The 21,986-nt window shown below is 36.4% G+C and carries 16 protein-coding genes; 14 read left to right on the top strand and 2 right to left on the bottom strand.

Annotated features, from left to right (window positions below; genetic code table 11):
* Nucleotides 1-12 precede the first annotated feature (12 nt).
* From CG11_RS19320 to purF, 7 genes are all read left to right on the top strand, one after another.
* Nucleotides 13-849 (top strand): phosphoribosylformylglycinamidine synthase subunit PurQ, encoded by an 837-nt coding sequence (locus tag CG11_RS19320; RefSeq protein WP_052598482.1) that lies wholly within the window; start codon nt 13-15, stop codon nt 847-849.
* 280 nt (nt 850-1,129) lie between these two features.
* A complete protein-coding gene (gene purH / locus CG11_RS19315; protein WP_052598481.1) occupies nt 1,130-2,749 on the top strand; it encodes a bifunctional phosphoribosylaminoimidazolecarboxamide formyltransferase/IMP cyclohydrolase in 1,620 nt (539 codons plus the stop codon).
* A gap of 188 nt (nt 2,750-2,937) precedes the next feature.
* Nucleotides 2,938-4,236: a phosphoribosylaminoimidazolesuccinocarboxamide synthase gene (gene purC / locus CG11_RS19310; RefSeq protein ID WP_063833149.1), complete on the top strand. Its 1,299-nt coding sequence runs from the start codon at nt 2,938-2,940 to the stop codon at nt 4,234-4,236.
* A 471-nt stretch (nt 4,237-4,707) separates the two neighbouring features.
* Nucleotides 4,708-6,069 carry an adenylosuccinate lyase gene (gene purB / locus CG11_RS19305; RefSeq protein WP_052598480.1) on the top strand — a complete coding sequence of 454 codons (1,362 nt, stop codon included), beginning with the start codon at nt 4,708-4,710 and terminating at the stop codon, nt 6,067-6,069.
* A gap of 222 nt (nt 6,070-6,291) precedes the next feature.
* Nucleotides 6,292-7,542 carry a phosphoribosylamine--glycine ligase gene (gene purD / locus CG11_RS19300; protein ID WP_052598479.1) on the top strand — a complete coding sequence of 417 codons (1,251 nt, stop codon included), beginning with the start codon at nt 6,292-6,294 and terminating at the stop codon, nt 7,540-7,542.
* Nucleotides 7,543-8,112: a phosphoribosylglycinamide formyltransferase gene (purN, locus tag CG11_RS19295; RefSeq protein WP_052598478.1), complete on the top strand. Its 570-nt coding sequence runs from the start codon at nt 7,543-7,545 to the stop codon at nt 8,110-8,112.
* A gap of 234 nt (nt 8,113-8,346) precedes the next feature.
* On the top strand, nt 8,347-9,792 hold the full coding sequence (gene purF / locus CG11_RS19290; protein WP_052598477.1) for an amidophosphoribosyltransferase: 1,446 nt from the start codon (nt 8,347-8,349) through the stop codon (nt 9,790-9,792).
* Between the two features lie 84 nt (nt 9,793-9,876).
* Here the strand turns inward: purF and CG11_RS19285 are convergent, their stop codons facing one another.
* Complete coding sequence (locus CG11_RS19285) at nt 9,877-10,515, bottom strand: hypothetical protein (protein ID WP_052598476.1); 639 nt, start codon at nt 10,513-10,515, stop codon at nt 9,877-9,879.
* A 223-nt stretch (nt 10,516-10,738) separates the two neighbouring features.
* On the opposite strand from CG11_RS19285, the gene CG11_RS19280 reads away from it, so the two are divergent.
* Nucleotides 10,739-11,998 carry a pyruvate dehydrogenase complex dihydrolipoamide acetyltransferase gene (locus tag CG11_RS19280; RefSeq protein WP_231512819.1) on the top strand — a complete coding sequence of 420 codons (1,260 nt, stop codon included), beginning with the start codon at nt 10,739-10,741 and terminating at the stop codon, nt 11,996-11,998.
* Nucleotides 11,999-12,060: 62 nt separating this feature from the next.
* A complete protein-coding gene (locus tag CG11_RS19275) occupies nt 12,061-12,930 on the top strand; it encodes a hypothetical protein (protein ID WP_156039835.1) in 870 nt (289 codons plus the stop codon).
* A 54-nt stretch (nt 12,931-12,984) separates the two neighbouring features.
* On the opposite strand, the gene CG11_RS19270 is transcribed toward CG11_RS19275, so the two are convergent.
* Entirely contained in the window at nt 12,985-13,575 is a 591-nt protein-coding gene (locus CG11_RS19270; protein WP_052598473.1) for an SIS domain-containing protein, read from the bottom strand.
* Between the two features lie 606 nt (nt 13,576-14,181).
* Here CG11_RS19270 and CG11_RS19265 point away from each other — a divergent pair.
* The 5 genes from CG11_RS19265 (at nt 14,182) to CG11_RS19245 (ending at nt 21,845) form a co-directional block, all read left to right on the top strand.
* The gene (locus CG11_RS19265; RefSeq protein WP_052598472.1) at nt 14,182-15,447 is read left to right on the top strand and encodes a CinA family nicotinamide mononucleotide deamidase-related protein; all 1,266 of its coding nucleotides are present in this window, start codon (nt 14,182-14,184) and stop codon (nt 15,445-15,447) included.
* Between the two features lie 371 nt (nt 15,448-15,818).
* Nucleotides 15,819-18,200, top strand: a complete 2,382-nt coding sequence (locus tag CG11_RS19260) for a TonB-dependent receptor (RefSeq protein WP_052598471.1) — start codon at nt 15,819-15,821, stop codon at nt 18,198-18,200.
* Between the two features lie 281 nt (nt 18,201-18,481).
* Complete coding sequence (locus CG11_RS19255) at nt 18,482-19,810, top strand: dihydrolipoamide acetyltransferase family protein (RefSeq protein WP_052598470.1); 1,329 nt, start codon at nt 18,482-18,484, stop codon at nt 19,808-19,810.
* 276 nt (nt 19,811-20,086) lie between these two features.
* Nucleotides 20,087-20,872, top strand: coding sequence for a hypothetical protein (locus tag CG11_RS19250; protein ID WP_052598469.1), 786 nt, complete (start codon nt 20,087-20,089; stop codon nt 20,870-20,872).
* A 172-nt stretch (nt 20,873-21,044) separates the two neighbouring features.
* Complete coding sequence (locus CG11_RS19245) at nt 21,045-21,845, top strand: alpha/beta fold hydrolase (protein WP_052598468.1); 801 nt, start codon at nt 21,045-21,047, stop codon at nt 21,843-21,845.
* Nucleotides 21,846-21,986 lie beyond the last annotated feature (141 nt).

Here is a 21,986-nt window from a genome sequence, read left to right as displayed (position 1 = left end):
TAGAAAAATAACATGACAACAGTAAAATCTTTAGTGATAACAGGCTTCGGAATCAATTGTGAAGAAGAAATGGCAGCTGCTTATCAATTGGCTGGAGCGATACCAGAAATTGTCCATTTAAATGAGATTCTATTGGGACAAGTTTCTATTCATGATTATGATATTTTAAACTTTCCTGGTGGCTTTTCTTTTGGCGATGATTTGGCATCTGGAAAAGTAGTTTCTAATAAAATTAAGTTTAAAAAATTACCTTCTGGAAACGTTTTATTGGATGAAATTAAACAGTTTTTGGAAGATGGTAAGTATATTTTAGGCGTGTGTAATGGTTTTCAAATGTTGGTGAGAATGGGGCTATTGCCGAATACGAACCATGACTTTGAGCCAGAAGCTACATTGAGCAATAACAACTCAGGAAAGTTTGAAGATCGTTGGGTTTATTGTAAGGTTAATAGTACGACCAAAACGCCTTTCTTGAAAGGAATAACTAAGATTGCTTTGCCTGCTCGTCATGGGGAGGGTAAGTTAATTTTTATGGATGATGCCATGCGTGCAAAAGTGCAGGCAGAAAGCCTAAATTGTTTGACTTATTGTACCGAAGATGGTACGGAAACAGCAGATTATCCAGCGAATCCCAATGGTGCTGATTTGAATTGTGCTGGTTTAACCAACCCAACAGGACAGGTGTTTGGATTGATGCCACATCCAGAGGCTTATTTGAGTTTGTACAATCATCCAAATTGGGGACAAATTAAACGAAATAATCCAAATCATAACGAAGCGGGAGAAGGATTAACTATCTTTACAAATATTGTAGAGCATATCAAAACGAAGAAGCTGGCAACAGTTTAAGACAAAACATTTAATTGAAGGCTAACCAATGAAAACAGGCATTCAAAATACGTATATCGTTGATACAAAAATAAACCTAATACAATGTGTATATAGGGAATAAAACTAGGCGAGATAGAGCCTGTTTGGAGCATACTTCAAACAGGCTCTTTGTGTTTGCGTGCGATAGAAATACAACCTAAAAATCAACGACCACGAAGTAGCAGCATCGCTAACTACTATTATTAATAACAACATAAGAACAATTTTTTATCAAAACCACATAAATCAATAACAAACAATGGATCTTTTGATTCCGATTAAACGAGCTTTAATTAGCGTTTCAGACAAAACAGGAATAGTTGAATTAGCACAATCTTTGGCAGATGCAGGCTGTGAGATTATTTCGACAGGAGGAACACAACGAAAACTAGAGGAAGCAGGCATTACAACAACAGAAATTTCTACTGTGACAGGAAATCCTGAGGCTTTTGGTGGTCGTATGAAAACAATTTCTTTTAACATCGAGTCAGCTTTGTTGTTTGATCGTGAAAAAGATGCCGAAGAAGCGGCTGCACTTAATATTGAGCCTATTGATTTGGTGGTTTGTAACTTGTACCCATTTCAAGAAGTCCTCAAAAAAGGAGCTGACTTTGAGACACTAATTGAAAACATTGATATTGGTGGTCCAACCATGATTCGTGCTGCTGCAAAGAACTTTAAGTATGTAGCGACAGTAACACAACCTTCGGATTATACAGAGTTGATGGTACAATTAAAAAGCCACAAGGGGGCTTTGACTTATGATTTTCGCAAAAAATTGATGACCAAAGCATTTAATCATACGGCTGACTACGATGCATTGATTGCTACCACAATGGACAAAGAAATTGGCGTCAATTCTTTGCGATTGGGCTTTGAAGAAGGTATTGATTTGCGTTATGGTGAGAATAGTCATCAAGCTGCTCGTTTTTACAAAGAAAAAAATGCAGACAATTCTTTGTATGATTTGAATGTTTTGCATGGAAAAGCCTTGTCCTTTAATAATATTCTAGACATTAATGGAGCGATTGAAGCCATCAAAGAATCTACTCGTTCTGCTTGTTCTGTAATTAAACACAGCAATCCTTGTGGACTTTGTGAAGGAGACGATCAAGCAGAATTGTTGCAATTGGCTTGGGCTGGTGATCCTATTTCTGCATTTGGTTCTATCATCGCATTTAATAAAAAGGTGACCTTTGAAACAGTGCAGTTTTTTGAATTGAACAATGAGGACAAGAGCAAACGCAAATTTGTAGAGGTTGTTATTGCACCTGCATTTACACCAGAAGCGTTGGTTTATTTACAACAACACAAAAACCTTCGTATCATAGAGTTTGATGCTGCTAGCCTAACTGGTCACATGGACTTGCGTTATATGAATGGTAGTTTGTTGGCACAAGATACCGACAATGAGTTGCACAACAAGTTGGATGTAGTTACAGAAGCTCCTGTTGATATGGAGGTAGAACAACCATTGATTGAGTTTGGCTTGCGTGCCATCAAAACAATTAAGTCAAATTCTATTGCTATTGTTCGTTTTAAAAATGGTTATGCTCAGTTGTTAGGAATGGGAGCAGGACAACCCAACCGATTGATTGCAACTAAGCTATCTATTGAGAAAAGCCGTGAAAACCTACGCAATGAATACACTGGAGCAGCCGAAGATTTTGAAGCTTATGTAGCTGAAGAATTGGCAAATGCATGGCTAATTTCAGATGCCTTTTTCCCATTTGCAGATAATGTGGAGATAGCTGCCGCAGCAGGTATCCGAAAAATTGTTCAACCAGGAGGTTCTATTCGAGACAAGTCGGTTATTGCAACTTGCAATGATTTGGGAGTATCAATGGTCTTTACAGGCATTAGACACTTCAAACATTAGTCAATTATCGTCTGTTAATAGACGGTTTTAATTAGGCAATAGTTCGTTGAAACCACGCAGTAGCAGCGCAGCTAATCAACGAACTACTAAATTAGGAATACTGCCATTTAATAATAGTTCGCTCAGAGAATATATTGTTTTGAGCGGACTATTGATTTAATTAAAAAAGCTAAATAACGAATAAGAAAATGGATTGCTTAACAAAATTTGATTCCCCTCAACTAAAAACGCTTCATAGAGGAAAAGTTAGAGATAGTATCCGTATTGATGATAATACACGTATGATTGTTGTAACGGATCGTATTTCAGCATTTAATAAAAAAATAAAGACAGCTATTCCTACCAAAGGGGCTGTTTTAAATGGTATTGCCAATTTCTGGTTTGAGCAAACAAAGCATATTATAGACAATCACGTCATTGAGCAAGTAGATGATTATGTGACGTTAGTAAAAGAAGCAGAACCTATTCGTGTAGAAATGGTAGTACGTGGATATTTGACGGGCTCTATGTGGAGAGGATATGAAAATGGAAAACGTCAAATTAGTGATGTAGTCGTTCCTGATGGAATGGTCAAAAATCAAAAATTTGATCAACCTATTTTAACACCAACGACAAAAGATGACGATGATTCTGAAATCAACGAGCAGGGAATTTTAGAAGCGGGTTTGGTAAGTGCAGAAATTTATCAACAGATGAAAGCTAAAGCCATTGAGTTGTTTACATTTGGTAGTGAATTCTTGGCAGAACGAGGAATTGTATTGGTGGATACAAAATATGAGTTTGGCTTGCTAGATGGCAAGTTGATTTTGATTGATGAAATGCATACGCCTGACTCTTCTCGTTTCTGGAGTTTAGAGGATTATCAAGCGAATCCATCAACAGCAGAGCAAATTGATAAGGAATTTGTTCGCCAATGGATGCTAGCGAATCAAGTAAATGGAGAGGTGCCAACTATTCTGTCACCAGAAGTAGTCGCAGAAACCAGTCGTAGATACCAAGAAATTTACAAAGCAGTTACAGGGAAGCCTTTTAGTTTGGTAGACCTACCTTCTAAAGTTCGTATTTATAATAACCTTGTTAAAGCGGGCGTATTGAAGCCTGGTTTTATCGGAATTATTATGGACGATGAAGAAGATTTGGACGACTGTAAAGTTCTAAAAGATTTGGTAGAAGAATACGACCTCTGTGTAGATATGCGCGTGATTTCGGCAGATAGAAATGGAGAGCGAATCTTAGACTTAGCCGCCGTTTACAATACTTCTGTAGAACCTGTAGCAGTGATTGCTGTTGGTCCAGATAGTTTAGGGATGGCTTTGGTTGCCAATCTCAGTGTTCCTGTTATTGATGGGGTAGGAGCATCAATGGATAGTGTTGTTCGAGCAACCGTTTCTAGCCTAAATATTCCTAGTATTCGTGAGCAAATGGCTCAAGAGATTGTAGAAATGAAACAATCGTTAGCAGATGCAGATGCTGTGATTCGAAATTAGAGAATGCTTAGAACGGGGATTGCCTGTCACAAAAAAATTTGGACAATAATACTTTGAAAGATTTAATAATGTTCAATGATAGCTAAGTTGTGTTTTTAAGCTATTGACTATCATTGTTTATTTAAAAAATACTTCGGGGTATATGCAGTATTTTAGTATAGACAAGTTTTTACATTACGTGATAACCCTTAGTAAAAGAATATAAGAATTAGAAGCCTTGTAGCTTCATTGGATTGAAAAAACAATACTTTGATATTCCTCGTCTTACGGAAGGAAGTGTAACGAAGACCTAGAGGGCAAACCTTGCTTCGGATATCAAAGCACTGATTAAATAACTAGTACGGAATTGAATAATTTATGTCGCAATAAACATTACTTCGTATAAAAATCCACGAAGTACTAAATAAAAGAATCTATCTTTTATTTTGCACGATATCCTTTATTCAATTCCGCAGAATAATACACCTATAAATGATAATTGATGCTATTTCACCTTTAGATGGTCGATACGCTGGAAAATTAGTTCCTCATAGAAAATATTTTTCTGAAAAAGGATTGATGTACTACCGTTGCAAGGTAGAGTTACTATATGTGTTAGCCTTGGATGAGGCAGGACTATTTGAGCCATTGAATGCAACAGAAAAAGCAAACATTCAAGATTGTATTGACAATTTCACAGATGCGGACTATCAGCGTATCAAAGAGATAGAAAGTGTTACCAACCATGATGTGAAAGCTTGTGAGATGTTTTTGAGAGAGCGTACAGAATTGCGCGATGTAAATATGCTGCATTTTGCCTTGACATCGGAGGACGTTAATAATCTGGCGTATAACTTTATGCTAAAAGATTATCTAGAAGAACAGCACTTGCCACAAATTGAAGAAGTATTAAATAAATTGATCGAATTGGCAGAGGCTTGGAAGAATATTCCTTTCCCATGCCGTACGCACGGTCAAAAAGCGTCTCCAAGTACTGCGGGGAAAGAGTTTGCAGTATTTATTAACCGCATTACTCGAATTTACAAATCTTTAAAAAGCTTTACTTTTTTAGGCAAAATTAATGGTGCAGTAGGAAATTACTCTGCTATGTTGTCTGCCTTTCCTGATTTTGATTGGTTGACATTTGCGCATAACTTTTTGACAAAGCATGGTTTAGAACCTAATATTGCAACAACTCAGATCGAAGACCACGATACATTTGCTACGTACTTTAACTGGACGCGCCAGATTAATAATATTGCAATGGATTTGGACGTAGATTGCTGGTTGTATATTTCCAAAGATTTATTTTCAGAGAAAGTAAAAGCAGGAGAGGTTGGTTCTTCTACCATGCCACATAAGGTAAATCCAATCAACTTTGAGAATAGTGAAGGAAATCTAATGTTGTCTAACTCTATGTTGACCTTTTTGTCTGACAAGTTGTGTCGTTCTAGAATGCAAAGAGATCTTTCTGACTCAACAGTTCAACGCAATATGGGCTCCGCTTTGGCATATGCTTCATTGGGTATGACAGAGTTATTAAGAGGGTTGAACAAATTAAAAATTAATGAAGAGAATTGCCGTCAGGAATTGCAAGATAGTCCAGAATTATTAGCTGAACCAATCCAAACCATTCTTAAAATTGTAGGGGTAGACGATCCATATACTTTATTGAAGAAAGTTTCTCGTGGACAAAAACCAACTAGAGAAATGTTAATGGATTTGGTAAAAGGCTTGGATATAGAGCAATCTGTAAAAGATAGAATTTATCAGTTAGAGACAGTAGATTATATTGGAGATGCCGTTCGTATCTGTGATCTAACAATCAAAACAGCTAAGGAAATTATGCAGTAAGGATGGATAGATTTCATCTAGAAATAATTAGCAATGTTGCAAAATTAGTAGTTAGTTGGGCTACTATTACGTGGTCGTTTGGTCTTACTTTTTTATATTTTTAGTGAAAAAGTATATTTATATGACTTGGCAAGGAAAAGGTTAAGTGAAATATAATAAAACGACAACTTGCTGGCTATTAAACTAATAACGTTTTTAACGAACTATTGTAAAATTTAAAAAATGAAAATAGCAATAATTGGCTCGGGAGGAAGAGAACATGCCTTGGCTTGGAAACTTGCAAAAGATTTAGGCGAACAAGCCGTATACGCCTTGCCTGGAAATGGTGGAATTCCTAATAGTCATCCAATAGACATTAGCGATTTTGAAGCTATCCAGACGTTCTGTGAAGCCAATGATATTACTTATATTTTTGTAGGACCAGAAGTTCCTCTTGCTGATGGAATTGTAGATTATTTTAATCAAACAACAATCAAAGCATTGGGACCGTGCAAGGATGCGGCACGTTTGGAAGGTTCTAAGATTTTCTCCAAGAATTTTATGAAAAAATATGGCGTAGCAACTGCTGCTTTCCATACGTTTTCTGAAGTGAGTGAAGCCGAAGAAATTGTACATGAAATGGACGGTGATTTAGTCATTAAGTACGATGGCTTGGCTGCTGGCAAAGGTGTTTTTGTTTGTGATAATGTGCAGGAAGCTTTGGATGCTTTGGATGAGATGAGAGCACAGTATGGTGAGGAATGTCCGTTTCTGATTGAAGATAAAATTGTTGGGGACGAAATCTCGATTATTGGTTTTACAGATGGGCAAAATATTCAATTATTACTCCCTTCTCAAGATCACAAGCAGCTGAACGATGGTGATACAGGACCTAATACAGGTGGAATGGGCGTGATGTGCCCTGTCCCGTTTTGGAATGATGATTTGGCGCAAGAAATTGACGAAAAAATTGTTCAGCCTACTTTGAAAGGGATACAAGCCGAGAAAATGAATTACAAAGGAGTGATTTATTTTGGTATTATGATGGGAGAAAATGGACCAGAATTATTAGAATACAATGTTCGTTTTGGCGATCCAGAAACAGAGGTATTGTTGCCTTCTTTGAAAACAGATTTGTCAAAAATTGTCAAGGCTTGTTTGAATGGAACATTGGGCGAATTGACCTTGGAATTTGAGGACGGCTTTTTTGTAGATGTTGTACAAGTATCGGGTGGTTACCCCAAAAGTTATCAAAAAGGTTATGAAATTCACGGTTTGTCTGAAGTAAACGATGCCATCGTTTTTCATGCTGGAACCAAAGTACAAGAGGGCAAAATCGTTACCAATGGTGGACGTGTTTTAAACATTGTTGCACAAGGTGAAACATTAGATGCGGCTATCCAAAAAGCGTATGAGGAATGCAAAAAAGTAAGCTTTAAAGATAATTTTTATAGAAAAGATATTGGTCAACGTGTTTACAAAGTAGTTCAATAAATGAAAAAGAAAATCGCGATATTTATATCGGGGCGAGGAAGTAATATGAGGGCTATTGTTGAGCAATGTCAACAAGGTATTTTAAAAGACTTGGCAGAAGTAGTGTTGGTTTTTGCCAACAAGCAAAGTGCTGCTGGTTTAGAATATGCCAAAGAATTAGGATTGGAGACACAATGGATAGAATCTAAGGGACTAAAACGAACTACTTTTGATGAAAAGGTATTAACTTTATTGTCTAATTACGATTTGGATTATATTGTGTTAGCAGGATATATGCGTGTCTTGTCCAGCAAATTTGTTCAAGCTTATCCAAAGCAGATTATTAATATTCATCCTGCGGATACGACCCAACACCAAGGTTTAAATGGCTATGGTTGGGCGTTTGAAAATGGTTTGGACGCAACAAAAGTAACCGTCCATTATGTAGATGAAGGATTAGATACGGGAGCTATTATAGCGCAGCATCCTGTTGATCTTAAAGGGGCAGATACTTTACAAGAAGTTGAGCGTCGAGGATTGGCAGTAGAGCATTATTTTTATAGTAAAACACTTCAAGGAATTTTTGAATAAGAAGTCGTTTAAAATTGCGTCTTTTTTAAATATGAGTACAATTTTTGGTTCTAATTAAGGCGGATTTGAGAATAATAGCCGTAGCTATTTGACGAAAATCCAACGCAAAGTAGGACAAAAAGTGATTTCATATTTGATTATTACTTAATTTTAAACAACTTCTAAGCTTTTGTTAAAAAAGAGCTGATTGGAGAGTGTAAAAAAATTACCAACTATCATTTTAAAAAGAAAAAAATGTGTGGAATTGTAGGTTTTATAGGTCGTGAAAAAATAGTATACGACTTGATGATGGGCTTAACAGCATTGCAGCATAGAGGTCAAGATGCAGCTGGGATAACAACGTTCAAAAAACTATTTCATGAGAAGAAGGGATTAGGTTTGGTGAATAATGTTTTTGAAGAAAAGCACTTAGAGCGCTTGTTAGGGGATATTGGCATTGGGCATGTGCGTTATACAACACATGGCTCCAATGAGTTAAAAAATGCACAGCCTATTGGGACAAACTATCCTTTTGGTATTTCAATGGCACATAATGGAAATATCACTAATTTTAATGAAATCAGCGAACACTTGTATAGAGAGCATCATATCTTGCCCAATACAACCAATGATTTGGAGTTGATTTTATATACTTTTGTATCTGAATTGCGTTCGTCTAAAGATTTGGGAAATGTAACACCCAATGATATTTTTGATGCCGTAGAGGCTACACAGAGAAAAGTGCATGGTGCTTATGCTGCGGTAGCTATTATTGCTAATCATGGTTTGTTAGCATTTTGTGATCCTAACGGAATTCGCCCTATGATCTTAGGCAAAAAAGAAACTAAAGAAGGAGTGATATATGGTGTTGCCTCTGAAACAGTTTGTTTTGACCACTTGGGGTACGAAGTAGTTCGTGATTTGGAACCAGGCGAGATGATTTTTATTGATAACAATAAGAAAATATATTCTAGAAAAGGACATAGCAATGGTCAACGATTCTGTGTATTTGAATTTATCTATTTTGCTAGAGAAGATTCTTATTTGCATACTCGCTTAGTTGCTGGACAACGTGTAAAAATGGGACGTCAGTTGGCAGAAAAAGTTCGAGCAGCAGGGTTAGAACCAGATATCGTAATTGATGTTCCAACATCGGGATATTTTGCTGCTTCGGGGCTAGCAGAAGAGCTACAGATTCCACACCGTAGGGGATTGGTTAAAAGTAACTATATTGGACGAAGCTTTATTTCGTCTAAGCAGTCGGAACGAGAAGATATTGTTAAACGTAAGTTGAATCCTATTTCTAAAACAGTTGAGGGAAAGAAAATAGCAGTGGTAGATGATTCAATTGTTCGAGGAACGACTTCTAAGCGGATTGTACAAATTCTAAGAGAAGCTGGTGCTGCCGAAATTTATTTCATCTCTGCGGCACCTCCATTGCTCAATCCTTGTATTTATGGAATTGATATGTCTGTTACCACAGAGTTGATTGCTGCGAATAAGACCGTAGATGAAATTAGAGATTACATTGGAGCAGATGCACTGATTTATCAATCTTTGGAAGAATTGCAAGCGCAATTTAATGAGATGGGATTAAATACTTGTATGGCTTGCTTGTCTGGTGATTATCCTACCGCCAATGCAGCACTTGCTTTGCGCCAAATTGAAGAAGAACGATTAGAAGCAAAGAAACAAGGTTAACGATAAGACCTTAAAAATTGTAGCTATTTGGAGATGGGAAGCTAGTTTTTCCCAAACTCCAAATGGTTATAAATAAATTTTGACTTAAGAGTCAACCCTAGGACTCAAATCATACATCGCTCGATATTGTTTCATCAAAGGAGGTAATTCCTTTTTTAGCTGTGTTATTGTGGCAGCCTCATCAAAAAGATTTTTTTCTCCCATACGCTTCAACTCTTGCCGCAAGAATTCTTTTCTCTCTTTTCCATTTTTAGCAACAGGATGACTGCGATTATTCTCTGTAATTTCTACTGTAATTTCTAACGATTGGTATAGATACTCATACGCCTTTTTGTAATCTTTGGTTATGTGAAAATTGAACTCAGCTAGTTTGAGCAAAGACTGAGGGTTAAGGTAGTTTTCAGCAGCAATGTAATGGTATTTTTTTGCCGATTCCATCTCCCCAGCAATAGCATACTGATTGGCCAAATAATAAAAACCATAAGAGGCACGATGCAACTCTAGCCCCTTGGCATTCAATTGCTCTAAGATTTGCTCTTTATCCAAATTTTGAAACTCATCAAAAAGATCTTGATAGTCATTAGCATCTAAAGAGTCAATTCTTAAATCTAAGGTATTTAATGTGTTGCTTTCCAACTCCTCTAAGGTATAACTTCTTGAAGTGTCGCAAGAAAACAAATAAACAGAAAGTAGTAAGAAAATTAAACTTAGTCTTTTTAACATTGTTGTGCTATTTTTAAGGATTTTAATATTTTAGCCTTTGTAAAGGTATTTATGAAAAATAAGACGATTTTGGACTAATGAATTTTTAGTCTCTATTACTTAACGTCAAATAAAACGATTCAATTTTATAACATTAAAGAATCATTACTATCTTTATCGTGAGATTATAAAAATATCTAAAAAACTACCGAAAAAGACAACTATAATGGCAAATGTGGTACATATGCCCGCACTTAGTGATACCATGGAAGAAGGGACACTAGTGGCATGGCACAAAAAAGTCGGCGATACTGTAGAATCAGGCGAACTATTAGCCGAAATTGAAACAGACAAAGCAGTTATGGAATTTCAAAGCTTCTACGATGGTGTACTTTTGTATATCGGTGTAGAGGAAGGTAATGCAGTTCCTGTAGATGCTGTAATTGCAGTAATTGGAGAAGAAGGGGAAGATTACAAAGCCTTGCTAGGAGGCGCAGATCAAGGAACTTCCAAAAAAGAAACTACTCAAGATAAAAAAGAGGCTCCAAAGAAAGAGGAAAAACCTTCAGAGGAGGTTTTAGAAACTGTTTCTGCTCCTCTGAAAAAAGAGGAAGGAACTAGCAATAATTCGAGCGATGGTCGAATCAAAGCGTCTCCTTTGGCAAAAGCAATGGCAAAAGAAGAAGGGATTGATTTGAGTAAGGTTAAGGGAACAGGTGATGATGGACGTATTGTGAAACGAGATATAGAGGAGTACCTTAAAAATCCTCAGCCAGAAGAGCCAGTAGCAGCTCCTGCGACGACTAAAGTTCCTGAACCAGAGGGCGACTACGAAGACGTTCCTGTTAGCCAAATGCGTAAGGTTATTTCTCGTAGATTGGGCGAAAGCAAATTCTCTGCGCCTCATTTCTATCTAACAATGGAAATTTGTATGGATAAGTTGATGGCTACTCGCAAGCAACTAAAGGAACTAACAGATACTAAAATTTCATTTAATGATTTTGTTGTTAAAGCAACAGCTAAAGCATTAAAAGATCACAAAAATATCAATGCTTCTTGGTTGGGAGATAAAATCCGTTATTACAACTATGTTAATATGGGAGTAGCGGTAGCAATTGATGAAGGTTTGGTGGTTCCTGTTGTTCGTAATGCAGATACAAAGGCATTGTCTCAAATTGCTACTGAAATTCGCGACTTAGCTGGCAAAGCAAAAGATCGTAAATTAACGCCAGAACAAATGTCTGGAAATACATTTACTATTTCTAACTTGGGAATGTTTGGTATTGACGAGTTCACGGCAATTATCAACTCACCAGATGCTTGTATTTTGGCTGTAGGTGCTATCAATCCTAAATTGGTGATGGTAGATGGCGAAGTCAAAGAGTCGCACTTTATGAAAGTAACATTGTCTTGTGATCATAGAGTAGTAGATGGTGCTTCTGGAGCTAAATTCTTGCAAACACTAAAAGCGATCTTAGAAGAACCAATGCGTTTGATTATCTAAGAAAGTCCTAAGAATATAGAATAGATAGGGTTGTTGTCTAATGGTGAATTAGTTGATAGCATGTGCTTAAACTAAACCACCAAGATAGCAATCCTATTTTTTATGGTATTTCCTTTTCTTATGCTATGTTGAAATCTTGTTATATATGGATGAACTTGTGGTTCTCTTGTGTATTGTATGGTCAAGAAAACTATTTCATTTTAGATACGCTAAGTAGTGATGACATTTATCTAGAAGATATTGATTTTAGATATGGACACACCTATCAATTTACAACAACAATTAAGAACGATAGTACATTTTTAATTTTGCCTTCAGGAGTGCCCAAAGGATATTACGAGGCATATTATGATAAGGATACCAATCGTTTGGCGTTGGTTTATTATAATAATGGAACACAAACGTATGGGCAACAATTTTATGCTGACGGAACGATGAAAAGCGATACAGAGTATAATGCAACAGGGGAATTTCATGGTTTACAGGTTTTGTACAATCGAAAAGGAGAAGAAGTATGGCATGCCGAGTATGTAATGGGGATTCTAAAACCTCAGTATGATTTGACTCAGCTGAAAATGATCAATAAAACTCAGTTATTGTTACAAAACAAAAAGGGGTTTGGATGGTATGTGTTTACACCAACGCCTTCGAGGGCAAGAAGAGAACGCATTCAGCTCAATTCAGACCAGACATTTTTATATGAAAATTCGACACGTGACTGTCATTATTGTAATCGTTATAAGGGGACTTGGACAGCAGTGGATAATTTTATTTATTTAACATTGATTGATTCTACTGGATGGAGAGGTACTACTCGTAAATTTGCCATCACAGCGACGAATCGATTCACACACTTAGAATTAATTGAAGTCAAAGATTGGGGTGTTGAGTGGTATCATTCAGAATATCGAAAAGTGAAAACTCCCAATTAATTGAAGTGAATTTTATACTAACAATCATTTGTTGAAACCACGTAGTACAGCGAACTACTTATCTCTAAAAATACGTTCTTCTACTAGTTGGCAAATGGTGTGCCCGATTAGGATGTGACACTCTTGTATTCTCGGAGTATCTGAAGATGGAACATTAAAAACTAGGTCACATAGGGTTTGCATTGAGCCTCCTTTTTCTCCTGTTAAACCAATGGTTATCAAGCCTGTTTTTCGAGCCTGTTCTAATGCTTTGATCACATTGGGAGAATTGCCAGAGGTAGAAATCGCCACTAAAATATCTCCTTTTTTACCCTTTGCTTGAACGATTCTTGCATAGATGTCATCAAAGGAGTAATCATTAGCAACAGCTGTTAAGTAAGAGCCATTGACATGCAAGGCTTCGGCAAATAATGGTGCTCTATCGTAATAAAATCGACCAGAAAACTCGGCTGCTAAATGTTGTGCATCCGCAGCACTTCCTCCATTGCCACAAAAAAGAACCTTGCCATCAGACTGAAAGCAATCAACCATTAATTCGATTGCTTCTTGAATTTTCTTTAAAATCAAATCTTGTTGCAGCAGTTGTTGTTTAACAGCAATAGAAGCTTCTAGGATATTTTTTATGGATTGTTGTTGCTCTTTCATTATGGTAATTGGTGCAAATCATAAGAATAAATACAAGAATACGAGAAACATTAAGGATTACCTAGCTTTTAATGTATTTCTGTAGAATAATCAAATAGGAGAATAAAGACGTTACAAATAGGCTTGGCGTTGTAAAATAACAAGAGTGAATTAAGTTTTTTATTAATTCCAGAAGTGTAGTTCATTAATAGAGCACTTTTCTAAACGATTACTTACAACGGATCAAAGATAACATTCGTCCATAAACTGGTTGGTTCTCGTATGATTCTTTCATTTTAAATGGCGGAACATAATATGCCAATTTGATAGAATTTATCCAAGGTATTGTCTAGTATTGTGAATAAACAAACGATTGTGTTACTATATTTAATAAATGCAAAAAAATCGCCAAAGATTTGGCAATCCATAAAATTCCTGCGTAACTTGGTTTGTTAGATTAAAAAACACAAAGAAATAAATAAATTAAAATTAGCAAGATTTTGTTGAAAAGAGTAGTCTTGATAATCACTTAAAAGATTGGTTGTCAATTTTTTTTTGAGAGTGGCTATGGGATGGTTGTGATAAAACAAAGGACCGTCATGTCGACAAATAACTAAATAAGTATATATGAAAGCAACGATTATAAATATAGGAGATGAAATTTTAATAGGGCAAGTTGTGAATACCAATGCAGCTTGGATGGCCGAAAAGTTAAACCAAAATGGTATTGCTGTTGATCGAGTATTGACAATTGCAGACACCAAAGAGGCGATAGTAGATGCCTTGGATTTGGCTATAGCTCGTACGGATCTTGTCTTGATAACCGGTGGTTTGGGATTGACAAAAGATGATATTACCAAAAGAACATTAACAGACTATTTTGGAATGGAATTGAAGTTTCATGCACCTAGTTTTAATAATCTACAACAATTATTTGCTCAATTTGGACGAACCCCTGATGACCGCTATAAGGTACAAGCTGAAATGCCAGACGGAGCAAAGGTTTTAATCAATAAAGTGGGCGCTGCTTCTGGAATGTGGTTTGAACGAGATGGAAAAGTTATTGTTTCCATGCCTGGTATACCTAGAGAGGTTAAGTACTTGATGAAATATGAAGTATTGCCCAATTTAAAAATGCAATTTCAGTTTCCTTCTATTATGCATTATACTGTAAATGTAACAGGTAAGGGCGAAACTGATTTGGCTGAAATGTTGACAGAATTTGAACAAAAACTGCCTTCAAATATCAAATTGGCTTATTTACCTAACTCTATGATTGGAGTTGTTCGTTTGCGTTTGAGTGCTTATGGAGAAGATGTGATGGTCTTAGAAACTCAATTAGATCATTATATTCGAAAATTGCCACCAGTGTTGGGAAGCTTAATTTATGGAGAGCACAAAGATACACTTGAACGAGTCATTGGTCAAATGTTGCTAAAAAGAAAGTATACATTAGGAACTGCTGAAAGTTGTACGGGAGGAAATATTGCACATAAAATTACTTCAGTAGCAGGTTGTTCTGCTTATTATGAGAGTAGTGTTATTGCTTATTCTAATGCAGTAAAGCGAGATTTACTAGGGGTAAAACAAGAGACATTAGATGAGCATGGAGCAGTAAGCGAGCAAACAGTAATTGAAATGGCAAGGGGAACACAGAAATTATTGAATGTAAATTGTGCTATCGCTGTATCAGGAGTTGCTGGACCAACAGGAGGCAGTCCAGAAAAGCCAGTTGGAACAATTTGGGTTGCAGTAACGGAGAATGAGCGAATTTATACTCAAAAACTACAATTAGGAAAGGATCGATTGCAGAATATAGAAAGAACAACAACGATTGCGCTTAATTTATTACGCCGTTTTTTGCTAGACGATTTGTCTAACGAAGCGGAATAAATATAATATTGATAGATTGATTCACCTACTGGTATAGCTGATAATCGAAAGCATTATAAACCATTTTAAATTTAATTTAAAATGGTTTTTTTATGGGCATAGAAACGACTTTAACTTTTTGGCTTGATTTGGTGTTAAGTGTTTGTTAATTAATTGTTTATGTTGGGTTGTGTTGGTGTAGGATGTATTGTGGAGAGGAAGAGGATAGGCGGTTTTTGCTTTGGCACTAAAAAAAAACTATATATCTTATTATCTTGCTGCGTTATTTATTGAAATAGCGCAAAATTTTACCCCTTAAAATACAATCTATTTTTACTAAAAAAAGGCAAAAATAGAAGTCTCATAGTAAAACCAATTAATCCAAATAAACAATGTATCATAAATTAGGAATTATTTTTGGCTTTTTTCTTTTGATGAACACGCTTTGTGCTCAACAAGGAGATAAGTCTGTTAAGTTGCAAACAGTACGAGGTCAAGTAGTCGACCAAGTGACAGGAAAAGGACTCTCTAATGTATTAGTTGAGTTATTAAATTACACGCCAAGGGTTGCGGCAATCTCTAGTGAGGACGGTTCATTTGAACTAAAAAATGTACCTATTGGTTATCAAAGAATTCGGGCTAATGGCTACGGTTATTATGATGTAGTTTATACTGAGCTGGTTATAGCAGGTAAACAGTCTGTTATGAAGATAAAGATGGAAGAAGAGGTAGAAATTGAAATTGCAACCATAGAAGCAACAACAGATGGTCGAATCAAGAATGCTAAAATGATAACCATTGATGAGATGAATGTGGTGAGTGCTCGACCCTTTAATATAGAAGAAACGAATCGATACATTACAGGATTTGGAGGACCAGCGAGAGCCGTAACTAATTATCCTGGCTTACTAAATACAGACGATGCGCAAAACTATATTGTATCTAGAGGATATAGCCCTTATGGTATCCAATGGATGATAGAGGGAGTACCTGTAGAAAATCCTCATCATTTTGCTACAATGGGAAATACTGGGGCATTGTTCCCGTTGCTAAATAACAATTTATTGGCTTCTTCGGATTTTGTGAATGGAGCTTTCTCTGCTCGATACAACAACGTGTATGCAGGAATGTTTGATATTAATATGCGTCGAGGAAATAACCAACGTCATGAATTTTCGGCTTTGTTGAGTGTGTATGGAGCAGAATTTATTGCAGAAGGACCTTTTAAAAAGAAAGGTGCTTCTTATGCGATAGCTGCTCGTGCAGGTATTTTTGACGTTTTACAGCAAATTGGATTAAGCTTGGGAACCAATGCTACGCCTAGGTATTATGATGTTAATTTTAAAATTGATATTCCTACTAAGAAAGCAGGGCATTTTTCCTTGTTTGGAGTAGGAGGACTTTCTGATATTGCCGTTTTGGATGAAGGAGCAATAGACGAAGATGCATTTGTCAATGCAGGGATTAACTTTTATATTAATACTGGTTTTGGGTTGGCAGGGTTGAACCATCTAAAACATTTTGAAAATGATGTGTCTCTCAAAACAACACTATCTTATTTAATCGAAGATTATAAATTGCACCGTGATACGATTTTTCCCGATACTTTAGTGCCATTTTTTACTGTTAGAAATTTCCGTCAACGTGCAGGTATCTCAACGCTACTGAGCAAAAAGTTTAGTCCTCAATTTGTATTGAGAGGAGGGGCTAGTGCATATGTTCACTTTATATCTGTGAAAGGAGAGTGGCGTAGACGAAACGAATTGCATTCTATGGCGGATGATATTCAAGTGTTAGCAAATGCTTTTGCTGAGGCACGATATAAATTTTCAAGTGCATTTGCTTTTGTTTTAGGTGTACAAGGAATGTATTGGTCTTTGAATAAGAATTCATGGGCAATAGAACCAAGGCTTGCATTAGATTGGCGAGTGGGGAAACGTCATAGAATTAGCTTAGGATATGGCTGGACAAGCAAAATTCAATCTTTTGCGGTTGCTTTTTTGGTAAAGAAACAAGCGGATGGAACTTATGATGATAGTAACCGAGAGTTAGGATTAAATAGGAGCCATCAGTTGGCATTGTCTTATGATACTTATTTAGCTCGTTTCTGGGGTATCAAAGCGAATGCCTATGTCTCATACAATACAAATCTAGCGGTAGATAGAGAACGTAATAGTTTTTCTATAGTTAATCATGGAAATTTTGCCATCTATCCTGACTCAACGGGGCTACAAAGTACAGGTAAATCCTTAAATTATGGTGTCGAAATTTCAGTAGAAAAATTCTTTAACAAAGGTCTGTATGGGTTGTTGTCAGCAGCTTATCAGCGTTCCATGTACCAAGGTAGTGATGAAGTATGGCGTAGAAGTGCTTTCGATGCTCAATATGTAACCTCTTTAGTAATGGGGAAAGAATTTAAAATAGGAAAAGAAAAGCAAAATGTAATTTACGGTGATTTTAGATTCAATTTGCATGGAGGGCTGCCTTATACGCCAATAGATTTGGAAGCTTCTAAGCGTGCAGGTAGAGAAGTACTATTGGAAGATCAAGCTTATAGCCAAGAATTGGGATTATACAAACGAATCGATGTACGTGTTGGTGCTCGATTTAATCACCGTAGAAAACGAATTTCACATCATATCTTTTTAGTTGTGCAAAATGTAGCTGCTTTTCGCAATGATTTTGAAGTTCGTTACAACCCTACAACAGAAGAAATTGTTAGGACACAACAGTTTGGTATTATTCCCAACTTATTTTATCAAGTTTATTTTTAATAAGTATGCGTTTAGTATTTGGCATTTAAAAACATTGTTGCAAGAGCGATACATGCCTTATACAGCTTGTTTTTATAAAAGAACCAAATAAAATTCTGAAAAATAGATTTTGAGAGTAGCAAAAAATGGTAATGTTCGGTAAAAGTATAGTTTTGTAAAATCTAAAAATTATTTTTATTTGAACTGCTTTTGATAAAAGCTCGGTATTTATTATTATAAATTCATGTTTTTTGTTACTTTTGCGCTTGAATTAGGATTTTTACACCAAATATTTTAGTACAATGGCAAAAGTCGAGCTAATAATGCCCAAACTGGGCGAAAGTGTTATGGAGGCAACCATTCTTACTTGGGAAAAACAGGTTGGAGACACGATTGAGATGGATGAAAATGTGGTGGTAATTGCAACAGATAAAGTAGATACGGAAGTACCTTCTCCAGTAGAGGGTAAGCTAGTAGAAATCCTATTTCAAGAAGGTGATACCGTCGCTGTTGGTGCTGCTATTGCTATGATTGAAACAGATAGTGCAGCAGAGGTTCAAGCATCTCCTGCGGTCGTGGAAACAACTTCTGAGGAGGTAAAACAACCTGCCGCACAAAATAACGGTACTGTGGCTACTCCTTCTGCTAATTTAGATACTTCTTCTTCTAATCGCTTTTATTCTCCATTGGTGAAGAGTATGGCAAAAGAAGAGGGCATTGGATTAGAAGAACTAGAAAAAATTACAGGAACAGGCAAAAACAGTAGAGTTACTAAAAGTGATATGTTGGCTTACATCGAAAATAGAGGCAATGCCCCTGTTGCTACGACACCAACTACTACAGCTAAAACGTCACAACCTACTGCTGCTAATAATACTGTTGCAGCTCCTCAATTCAAAACACCGCCTGTTAATAGAAGCGGAAATGTTGAGATTGTTGAAATGGATCGTATGCGCCGTTTGATTGCCGATCATATGGTGATGTCTAAACATGTATCTCCACACGTTACTTCTTTTGTAGAAGCAGATGTAACGGACATTGTTAACTGGAGAAATAGCATCAAAAAAGATTTCCAAGAGCGTCATGGCGAAAAAATCACGTTTACTCCAATTTTTATGGAAGCTGTCGTGAAAGCCATTCAAGATTTCCCAATGGTCAATGTTGCTGTTGATGGCGATCAAATTGTACGTTATAAAGATATTAATATAGGGATGGCTGCAGCTTTGCCTACTGGTAATTTGATTGTACCTGTTATTAAAAATGCAGAAAACCTAAATATGGTTGGATTAACAAAGAATGTTAACGACTTAGCAAACCGTGCTCGAAACAACCAACTACGTCCTGATGAAATTCAGGGAGGAACATTTACTTTAACTAATGTAGGAACATTTGGTAATGTAATGGGAACTCCAATCATTAATCAACCTCAAGTAGCCATTTTGGCTGTAGGGGCTATCCGCAAAAAACCAGCTGTTATGGAAACACCTCATGGTGATGTCATTGCTGTGCGCCACATGATGTTCTTGTCTTTGTCTTATGACCATAGAGTAGTAGACGGAATGTTAGGAGGTTCTTTCTTGCGCCGAGTAGCAGATTACCTAGAAAAATTCGATGTGAATAGAAGCATCTAAGAATAATTAACTTTTATAGTTAAAGAATTACAAGCCTCGTCATTTAATAATTAATGATGAGGCTTTTTTTTATTGTTAATCGCATAAAAAACTCATTGTGAATAATTAAGCCCCTGAATGCTTCGATTGGTATTGAATTTGTTATTTTAAAGAAAAAAAAATTAAACTTATAGACATCTCAATAGTCTAACCTAAACGGGAAAACTATATTCCTCCCCGAAAAACTTGAACCACATTCGCATTATTTAATCCCTATCTTAAAAAAAAAGTAATATTATGAAACTACTGAGTTATTTTACCTTGAGCATTGCTACGCTTTTGTTAGTAACAACTGCTTGTGAAAAACAAGAAGCCGCAGACTGGACATACTCTACAGATGATACAATGGCTGATTTGGCTTTTGATGATGTCTACAATGCTATGAGTGGTGAATCTAATGATAATAATAATTTACGAGCTTGTGCTAACTTGACGCTTAGTGGCACAACATTTCCAATAACAGTAACGGCCGATTTTAATGCCTCAACGGGATGTGGAGATGGTCGTGTGCGTTCTGGAGTAATCACAGCGGTGTATAGTGGTCGCTGGAATGCTACAGGTACTACGGTGACGATTACTACAACAGATTATACCGTAAATGGGTATAAAGTTGCGGGAACAAATGTTATTGAAAACTTAGGTACTGTGAATGGAAATCCAACATTTCGTTCTACAGTAACGAATGGACAAGTAACTACTCCAACTGGAGATGTCATACATCGTGACGCAGTAAAAGAGTATGCATGGATAGATGGTACCAATACGCCTCTGGATATTACAGATGATGTTTGGCAATTAACAGGAAGTGCCAATGGGACTACTAGAAATGGAAATGCATATACCGCACAAATTACAACTCCCGTTATCAAAGCGAATAGCTGCAACTGGGTACAACAAGGCGTTGTAGAGGTACAGCCTGCTGGTGGTGGCGTTGTTCGAAAAATTGATTACGGTCCAAACACTTGTGATGCTACAGCAACCGTATCCTATGGTCTTTGGTCTATGAATATTACAATGAACTAACATCACTTACTAGACTATTTTGTGTTGTAAGGGAATTTCATACGTTAAAACAATAGATAAACATTAAAAGCCATAAGTGGCTTACAAGAATAAAGAGCGATACAGACCTTTTGTTTGTGTCGCTTTTGCATTTTCTCTATCTTGCCAAAAATTTAACAACAAGCATTCAAAAATGAAGCAGGAAAGAATAGATCGTTTTGTAACCATATTGGATAAAAAACTTCGTGTAAGGCATTTAAAACAGAAGAGAACCAACAACGATACACCAACCATTGTATTTTTGCATGAAGGTCTAGGATGCATTGATTTGTGGAAAGACTTTCCCAATTTGGTGGCAGAAGCAACGGGACTAGATATAATAATGTACGAACGACAAGGGCATGGAGAATCTGATCCTTTAAACAGTCCACGACCTTTAAATTATCTAGAGGTTGAAGCAGAGGTTTATCTTCCTCAATTATTACAACAATTAAAAATTGACCGTCCTATTTTGATAGGGCATAGCGATGGGGCTACAATTGCTTTAATTTATGCTGCTCTTTATCCTGTTTCAATGGTGATAACAGCTGCTGCGCACGTGCTGGTAGAAGAAATAACTATAAAAGGAATACAAGAGGCTGTCTCTAATTACGATAAAAATAATATTCGAGCTAAATTGGAACGATATCATGGCAACAAAGCAAATGATTTGTTTTGGGCATGGGCCAATACTTGGTTGAATCCAGAATTTAAGTCTTGGAATGTTACGCATTATTTGCCAAAAATAAACTGTCCTGCCTTATTGGTACAAGGAAAAGAGGATGAATATGCAACTTTGGAACAACTGCACTTAATTGCCGATTATTTGGAAGCCCCAACAGAAGTGTGGGAAATTGACAATTGTGCGCATGCTCCACATATTCAAGCGAAACAACGTTTTTTAGAGAAACTAAAATGTTTTATCAAAGAACATATTTTAGTGTTGAAGAATTGATACTGCTGGGTTCGTTTATTTTTTGATCTAATTTTTACCAAGCAATTATTCTATATTAAAATTTTTAGTAAATCAGTATTGACTGCTTATATATTAGCAGGATAGCACGTTATACATACAATGTAAATTGGATGAAGTCAT

Origin of the sequence: Aureispira sp. CCB-QB1 (assembly GCF_000724545.1) — a bacterium.
Taxonomy (GTDB): domain Bacteria; phylum Bacteroidota; class Bacteroidia; order Chitinophagales; family Saprospiraceae; genus Aureispira.
The sequence above is the reverse complement of the archived record's forward strand: the minus strand, read 5'-3'. Positions and strand labels throughout refer to the sequence as shown.